Annotated in this window: 8 protein-coding genes; 4 read left to right on the forward strand and 4 right to left on the reverse strand. The window is 59.6% G+C overall.

Going from position 1 to position 7271, the window contains the following annotated elements; translation table 11 throughout:
* On the reverse strand, positions 1–284 hold a 284-nt coding region (locus DU29_RS1000000132025), incomplete at its 3' end, for a PAAR domain-containing protein (RefSeq protein ID WP_177326994.1).
* A gap of 85 nt (positions 285–369) precedes the next feature.
* Positions 370–1317 carry a LysR family transcriptional regulator gene (locus DU29_RS0128460; RefSeq protein WP_028624744.1) on the reverse strand — a complete coding sequence of 316 codons (948 nt, stop codon included), beginning with the start codon at positions 1315–1317 and terminating at the stop codon, positions 370–372.
* A gap of 163 nt (positions 1318–1480) precedes the next feature.
* On the opposite strand from DU29_RS0128460, the gene DU29_RS0128465 reads away from it, so the two are divergent.
* A complete protein-coding gene (locus DU29_RS0128465; protein ID WP_028624745.1) occupies positions 1481–3007 on the forward strand; it encodes a CoA-acylating methylmalonate-semialdehyde dehydrogenase in 1527 nt (508 codons plus the stop codon).
* A gap of 10 nt (positions 3008–3017) precedes the next feature.
* Positions 3018–3905, forward strand: coding sequence for a 3-hydroxyisobutyrate dehydrogenase (mmsB, locus tag DU29_RS0128470; RefSeq protein ID WP_028624746.1), 888 nt, complete (start codon positions 3018–3020; stop codon positions 3903–3905).
* A 225-nt stretch (positions 3906–4130) separates the two neighbouring features.
* Here mmsB and DU29_RS0128475 read toward each other — a convergent pair whose 3' ends face one another.
* Positions 4131–4475 (reverse strand): cupin domain-containing protein, encoded by a 345-nt coding sequence (locus DU29_RS0128475; RefSeq protein ID WP_028624747.1) that lies wholly within the window; start codon positions 4473–4475, stop codon positions 4131–4133.
* 111 nt (positions 4476–4586) lie between these two features.
* A complete protein-coding gene (locus DU29_RS0128480; protein WP_028624748.1) occupies positions 4587–5462 on the reverse strand; it encodes a LysR substrate-binding domain-containing protein in 876 nt (291 codons plus the stop codon).
* Between the two features lie 161 nt (positions 5463–5623).
* On the opposite strand from DU29_RS0128480, the gene DU29_RS0128485 reads away from it, so the two are divergent.
* The gene (locus DU29_RS0128485) at positions 5624–6388 is read left to right on the forward strand and encodes a sulfite exporter TauE/SafE family protein (RefSeq protein ID WP_028624749.1); all 765 of its coding nucleotides are present in this window, start codon (positions 5624–5626) and stop codon (positions 6386–6388) included.
* 166 nt (positions 6389–6554) lie between these two features.
* Positions 6555–7145 carry an NAD(P)H-dependent oxidoreductase gene (locus DU29_RS0128490; protein ID WP_028624750.1) on the forward strand — a complete coding sequence of 197 codons (591 nt, stop codon included), beginning with the start codon at positions 6555–6557 and terminating at the stop codon, positions 7143–7145.
* The last annotated feature ends 126 nt before the right edge of the window (positions 7146–7271 follow it).

Consider the following 7271-nt stretch of genomic DNA (forward strand, 5'->3'; position numbering starts at 1 on the left):
CCACCAGCGTCCCCCATGACAAAACCACCCCCGACATCTCCTGAGCCAGTGATGATTGTCCCGCCGTGACTGGTTGGGCTCCCTAAATGGGCCATGGGACGGCCATTTACCTGAATGGAAGGAAAGCCTGTAGTGATGACTGCACCACACCCACAGGTATCGCCAACCCGGGCTGAGCCCATAAAGTTGATGTTGGTGTCAGCAGATGCAGAGGCGATAGGGGTAGTGCCGTGGCCGGGTAATGGGCAGACGTGTTTGTCACTCAGTCGAGCAGAAGAAATCATCGAGCATCGTCCTTGTATCTTTCGTCCATAAACAATAACAAGCCTTTAAACTGGCGCGGAGGAAGCCATCTTCCCTAAAAGAGTGTCAGTCGGCAAACAGCATCTCCCGCCCTTCGCCCATCAACAAACCCTGATTTTGCTCAGTCACCGCGCGGATGTAATCCCACAACAGGGTAATCCGCTTCAACTTGCGCAGATCCTCCCGGCAGTACATCCAGAACTGCCGCGTGATATTCACCTCTTCCGGCAACACCGGCAGCAACCTTGAATCCTGAGCCGCCAAAAAGCACGGCAGAATCGCCAGCGATCGTCCCTGTTGTGCCGCCACGAATTGCGCGATCACACTGGTGCTGCGCAGGTTGGCGCTGGCACCGGGTAGCACGTTTGCGAGGTATAGCAGCTCCGAGCTGAAGGCCAGATCATCGACGTAACTGATGAATGAATGCTTGGCCAGATCTGCCGGGCGGCGGATGGGCGGGTGTTTGTCGAGATAGTCCTGGGTCGCGTAGAGCTGCAATCGGTAGTCACATAATTTGCAGCAGACGTACGGGCCATGCTCCGGACGCTCCAGCGCGATGACGATGTCTGCCTCGCGTTTGGACAGGCTGATGAAGTGCGGCAGCGGCAGGATGTCCACCGAAATGGCCGGGTAGGTATCGACGAAATGGCTGAGCTGCGGGGTGATGAAGAAGCTGCCGAAACCTTCGGTGCAGCCCATCCGTACGTGCCCGGATAACGCAACGCCGGACCCGGATACCTGCTCGCAAGCCATGTGCAGCGTGCTTTCGATCGATTCGGCATAACCCAGCAATCGCTGGCCTTCGGCTGTCAGGACAAAACCACTTGTCCGGGACTTTTCGAACAGCAATGTGCCCAGAGCACTTTCCAGCGAACTGATGCGCCGTGACACGGTGGTGTAATCCACCGCGAGGCGTTTCGCCGCAGTGCTGGCCTTGCGGGTGCGGGCGACTTCGAGAAAAAACTTGAGGTCATCCCAGTTCAGGGAGCCTAACGACGTAATGTTTTTTTGCATGTTGGACCGGCTTTTATGTGCGTTCTTATTAGAAGTTTGCACATCTATACTCCAAAAACAGTCCGACAACCAATTCGCGACGCACGCCTCATCGCAGGGCGATTTTCTCGCCCAGGCTCCCCGAAAGTTCTCTCGATAAAAACAACGTCCAGGAGACCAGAACATGAACGTATCGCTCACGCCAAACGAGACCACCGTTCAGCAGGTAAAACTGTTGATCAACGGTGAGTGGGTCGAGTCACAGACCACCGAGTGGCACGACATCGTCAACCCGGCGACTCAGCAAGTGCTGGCGAAAGTGCCGTTCGCGACCGCGCAGGAAGTGGATGCCGCCATCAGCGCCGCGCATCAAGCTTTCCAGACCTGGAAGCTGACGCCGATCGGCGCGCGGATGCGCATTATGCTCAAGCTCCAGGCGTTGATTCGCGAACATTCCAAGCGCATTGCCGTGGTGCTCAGCAACGAGCAGGGCAAAACCATTGCCGACGCTGAGGGCGATATTTTTCGTGGCCTGGAAGTTGTCGAGCATGCGTGCTCCATCGGCACTCTGCAGATGGGCGAGTTTGCCGAAAACGTGGCGGGCGGTGTCGACACCTACACCCTGCGCCAGCCTATAGGCGTTTGCGCCGGCATCACCCCGTTCAACTTCCCGGCGATGATTCCGCTATGGATGTTCCCGATGGCCATCGCTTGCGGCAACACTTTCGTGCTCAAGCCGTCCGAGCAGGACCCGCTGTCGACCATGTTGTTGGTCGAGCTAGCGCTCGAGGCGGGTGTTCCGGCCGGCGTGCTTAACGTCGTTCACGGCGGCAAGGACGTGGTGGATGCGCTCTGCACGCATAAAGATATCAAGGCTGTTTCTTTCGTCGGCTCAACCGCAGTTGGCACGCATGTGTACGACCTGGCCGGCAAACATGGCAAGCGCGTGCAGTCGATGATGGGCGCAAAAAACCATGCCGTGGTGCTGCCCGATGCCAATCGCGAACAAGCGTTGAATGCGCTGGTCGGCGCCGGTTTCGGTGCCGCCGGGCAACGCTGCATGGCGACCTCGGTGGTGGTGCTGGTGGGCGCCGCCAAGCAGTGGCTGCCGGATTTGAAGGCGCTGGCGCAGAAACTCAAGGTGAACGCGGGCAGCGAGCCGGGCACCGACGTCGGCCCGGTGATTTCCAAGCGCGCCAAGGCACGGATTCTCGACCTGATCGAAAGCGGCATCAAGGAAGGCGCGAAGCTGGAACTCGATGGTCGCGACATCACGGTTGCAGGCTACGAGCAGGGCAACTTTGTCGGCCCGACGCTGTTCTCCGGCGTGACCACCGACATGCAGATTTACACCCAGGAAATTTTCGGCCCGGTATTAGTCGTGCTGGAAGTCAACACGCTTGACGAGGCGATCACGCTGGTCAACGCCAATCCTTTCGGCAATGGCACTGGCCTGTTCACCCAGAGCGGTGCGGCGGCGCGTAAGTTTCAGACTGAAATCGATGTCGGCCAGGTCGGGATCAATATTCCGATCCCGGTGCCGGTGCCGTTCTTCAGCTTCACCGGTTCGCGCGGTTCCAAGCTTGGCGACCTCGGTCCGTATGGCAAGCAAGTGGTGCAGTTCTACACTCAGACCAAGACAGTCACCAGTCGCTGGTTCGATGACGACAGCGTCAACGACGGTGTGAACACCACCATCAACTTGCGTTAAGGAGCCGGACATGAAAATCGCTTTTATCGGCTTGGGCAACATGGGCGCGCCGATGGCGCGCAACCTGATCAAGGCCGGCCATTCGCTGCGCCTGGTCGATCTGAATAAAACCGTGCTGGCCGAACTGGAACAACTCGGTGGCAGCATCAGCCCGTCGGCGCGTGAAGCGGCGCAAGGCGCGGAACTGGTGATCACCATGCTGCCCGCCGCCGTGCATGTGCGCAGCGTCTGGCTGGGCGAAGACGGCGTGCTGGCGGGGATTGCCCAAGGCGTGCCGGCGGTGGATTGCAGCACCATTGATCCGCAGACGGCACGCGACGTTGCTGCCGCCGCTGCCAAACAGGGCGTAACGATGGCCGATGCGCCGGTGTCCGGCGGCACCGGTGGCGCAGCGGCGGGAACGTTGACCTTCATGGTCGGCGCTACCCCAGAACTGTTCGCCACCCTGCAACCCGTGCTGGCGCAGATGGGCCGCAACATCGTTCATTGTGGCGAAGTCGGTACCGGGCAAATCGCCAAGATCTGCAACAACCTGTTATTGGGTATTTCCATGGTCGGCGTCAGTGAAGCCATGGCGTTGGGCGATGCACTCGGGATCGACACCAAAGTGCTGGCGGGCATCATCAACAGTTCTACCGGGCGTTGCTGGAGTTCGGAGATGTACAACCCGTGGCCGGGCATTGTCGAAACGGCACCGGCCTCACGCGGTTACACCGGCGGTTTCGGTGCCGAGTTGATGCTCAAGGATCTCGGCCTGGCCACCGAAGCGGCGCGTCATGCGCATCAACCGGTAGTGCTTGGCGCGGTGGCGCAGCAGCTGTATCAGGCGATGAGTCAGCGTGGGGAGGGTGGGCAGGATTTCTCGGCGATCATCAACGGTTATCGCAAGCCCCAGTAACGGGTTTAACCGAGATTGTGGCGAGGGGGCTTGCCCGTGAAGAAGAGGCTTGCCTGCGGCGAGGGGGTTTGCCTTTGGCGAGGGGGCTTGCCTGTGGCGAGGGGGCTTGCCCCCGCTGGAGTGCGAAGCGCTCCCCATGCCTCATCCACACCACGCAGACAGGTTTTACGGCGGCTTCGCCCCCGAACGGGGGTAAACCCCCTCGCCACAGGGCCCGGTTTTTTATCAGGCAAATACGAAATATTTACGCACCGTTTCCACCACTTCCCACGTGCCTTTCATACCGGGCTCGACCACGAAGATATCACCGGCGCGCAGATGAATAGGCGCCATGCCTTCCGGCGTGATCACGCAGTAGCCTTCCTGAAAATGGCAATATTCCCACTTCACGTATTCCACATACCACTTGCCCGGCGTGCAAATCCAGGTGCCCATGATCTTGCTGCCGTCTTCGCTGGTGTAGGCGTTGAGGTTGACGGTGTGCGGATCGCCTTCGAGTTTTTCCCACTTGCAGGCATCGAGGACGGGCAGTGGGTGAGTGTCGCGAAGAACGGTAATCGGTGCGGTCATGTGGACTCCGGGCAGCAGATTTGAGAACAGAGCTCGCACCCTATAGCGTCGGTCAGGCCATCAGTTGTCTGTGCTCGACATTAAGCTGTCCAGAAACGCGCATTCCTGCGGCTACTGCGTCAACGCTCGCAGCAGCGCTTTGGCGTATCCCGGCAGCGCGGCGAAATCACGGGCGCAGAGCAAAAGCTTGCGCTGCGCCCAAGGCTCCCGCAGTTCGAAGATTTTGAAGGTGCTGGCGCTGCGCTCGACCGCCGCCAGTGGCACGATCGCCAGCCCCGCCCCACGAGCGACCATACGCATTACGCCGTCGAAACCGTCGGCGCGAATGCGTATCCGCAGGCGCGAACCTATGTGCAGCGCCTGTTCCTCAAGGTACACCGCCAAGGCGCTATGAGCGACGAGGCCGACGTAATCGTGCGCGAGCGTCTCGCTGAAAGTGGGAGGACGGTCCCCCGCGAGGGCATGTTCCGGAGGCATGATCAGCACCAGCGGATCGTCACGAAAAGGCAGGGTTTCCAGTGCCTGGGTGTCCACTGCGTCAGAGACGATACCGAGGTCGGCCGCGCCTTGGCGCAAGGCGTGAGTGATGCGCTGGCTCGGCATTTCCTGCAGGTCGATGTCGAGGTTGGGATGCGTGCGCAGGAAGTCCGCCAGAACTTCCGGAAGGTATTCGGTGATTGCAGTGGTGTTGCATAACAGGCGCACCTGACCTTTCACGCCGACCGCGTACTCAGCGAGATCCTGCTGAAGGTGTTCGGCATGTTGTAGAAGGATGCGGGCGTGATGGGCCAAGGCTCTTCCAGCGGGAGTGGGTGTGACGCCACGACGGCCGCGCAGCAGGAAGTCGACACCGAACGAGGCCTCCATCGCGCGGATTCGCGCACTGGCCGCCGCCAGCGAAAGATGACTGCGCACGGCGCCGGCGGTGATGTTGCCGCTTTCCAGAATGTTCAGGTAGAGGCGCAGGTCGGTCAGGTCGAAGTGCATCGGTACAGCCTCGGAGGTGTGTTGTCTGACGGGTGCCTTGGCCTTCAAGCCTCGCCCCCCGGGGAATCGCATCACTCGGTTTTCTAGCCTCCATTCAAACAAGAGGCAACCTAAATATATGGCAGATTTTCACGCAGCCATTCCTGGCTCAGGGTAGGCCCATGAATATCCTTTTCGATTTTTATCACAATCTCGGTTGGCCCCTATCTTTGCTGGTCATTGCGACTTTTGTGCTTGCCGGCACAGTCAAGGGCGTCATTGGCCTCGGCCTGCCGACTGTTGCCATGGGCTTGCTTGGCCTGGCTATGGCGCCGTCGCAGGCTGCTGCTTTATTGATCATTCCATCGACCGTGACCAACCTCTGGCAGCTGGCATTCGGCGGGCATCTGCGCGGCTTGTTGCAACGTCTGTGGCCGATGCTGCTGGCAATCTTTATCGGCACCGGCGTTGGCACGCTGTGGATCGATATGGCCGAAAGTCACTGGGTCGTGCGCGGATTGGGTGGCGCACTATTGCTCTATGCGCTGAGCGGATTGTGCCTGCCGACCTTGCGCGTTGGCAGTCGGACCGAAACCTGGCTCGGGCCGATCTGCGGGATTATTACCGGCATCATCACCTCGGCCACCGGCGTCTTCGTGATCCCGGCAGTGCCGTATCTGCAGGCGCTCGGTTTGAGCAATGACGAACTGGTGCAAGCGCAAGGTGTGTCATTCACGGTATCGACCCTCGCGCTCGCTGCTGGCCTATTGTGGCGCGGCTCGCTAGGTGGCGGCGAGTTGGGCGCGTCACTGCTGGCGCTCATCCCGGCCGTGCTCGGCATGTGGCTCGGGCAATGGCTGCGCCAGCGGATCAGCGCCGTGTTGTTCAGGCGGGTGTTTTTCATTGGCCTTGGGGCGCTTGGCGGACACTTGTTGATCAGCGGATAGCGGGAGTCGATCTGGGCCCGGCGTCAAAGCAGGAGAGCTGACGGCAACAATCGCCTATCGATTCGTGCTTGCAGGTCAAATGAATTTTGTCGAATCAGGGCTTATTCCGCGCGAGGCAGACCGTTAATCTGCCGCCATCCGATTTCCTTACCTTGCGAGCTCTCCCATGAAAAAAGTCCTCTTGCTCAACGGCGGCAAACAATTCGCGCATTCCGACGGCCGCTACAACACCACCCTGCACGAAGCCGCACTCAGCGTGCTCGACCGCGGCGGTGTCGATGTGAAAACCACGTTCACCGACGAGGGTTACGATCTCGCCGAAGAAGTCACCAAATTCCTCTGGGCCGACGTGATCATCTATCAAATGCCCGGCTGGTGGATGGGCGCACCGTGGACCGTGAAAAAATACCTCGATGAAGTCTTCACCGAAGGCCACGGCAGCCTCTACGCCAGCGATGGCCGGACCCGTTCCGATGCGTCGCAAAAATACGGCAGCGGCGGCTTGTTGCACGGCAAGCAATACATGTTGTCGTTGACCTGGAACGCGCCGCAGCAAGCCTTCGATGACCCCACTGACTTCTTTGAAGCCAAAGGCGTGGACGCGGTGTACTTTCCTTTTCACAAGGCCAATGAATTCCTCGGCATGACCGGGTTGCCGACGTTCCTTTGTGTGGACGTGATGAAGCGACCGAACATCGAGGCTGATGTGGCGCGCTATGAACAGCACCTGAAGGCAGTGTTTGGCCTTAACGCGTAACCCTCGGCTACTATCGAATGCCTGAACCTGTGGCGAGGGGCTTTTGTGGCGAGGGGATTTATCCCCGTTGGACTGCGTAGCAGTCCCATTTTTAGGGCGCTTCGCAGCCCCACGGGGATAAATCCC

The sequence above is a fragment of the Pseudomonas sp. Ant30-3 genome (genome assembly GCF_000690905.1).
Taxonomy (GTDB): domain Bacteria; phylum Pseudomonadota; class Gammaproteobacteria; order Pseudomonadales; family Pseudomonadaceae; genus Aquipseudomonas.

Coding starts and splice junctions, on each gene's coding strand:
- DU29_RS0128490 (WP_028624750.1), top strand. CDS start 6,555: ATGAAAAAAGTCCTCTTGCTCAACGGCGGCAAACAATTCGCGCATTCC.
- DU29_RS0128475 (WP_028624747.1), bottom strand. CDS start 4,475: ATGACCGCACCGATTACCGTTCTTCGCGACACTCACCCACTGCCCGTC.
- DU29_RS0128465 (WP_028624745.1), top strand. CDS start 1,481: ATGAACGTATCGCTCACGCCAAACGAGACCACCGTTCAGCAGGTAAAA.
- mmsB (WP_028624746.1), top strand. CDS start 3,018: ATGAAAATCGCTTTTATCGGCTTGGGCAACATGGGCGCGCCGATGGCG.
- DU29_RS0128485 (WP_028624749.1), top strand. CDS start 5,624: ATGAATATCCTTTTCGATTTTTATCACAATCTCGGTTGGCCCCTATCT.
- DU29_RS0128480 (WP_028624748.1), bottom strand. CDS start 5,462: ATGCACTTCGACCTGACCGACCTGCGCCTCTACCTGAACATTCTGGAA.
- DU29_RS0128460 (WP_028624744.1), bottom strand. CDS start 1,317: ATGCAAAAAAACATTACGTCGTTAGGCTCCCTGAACTGGGATGACCTC.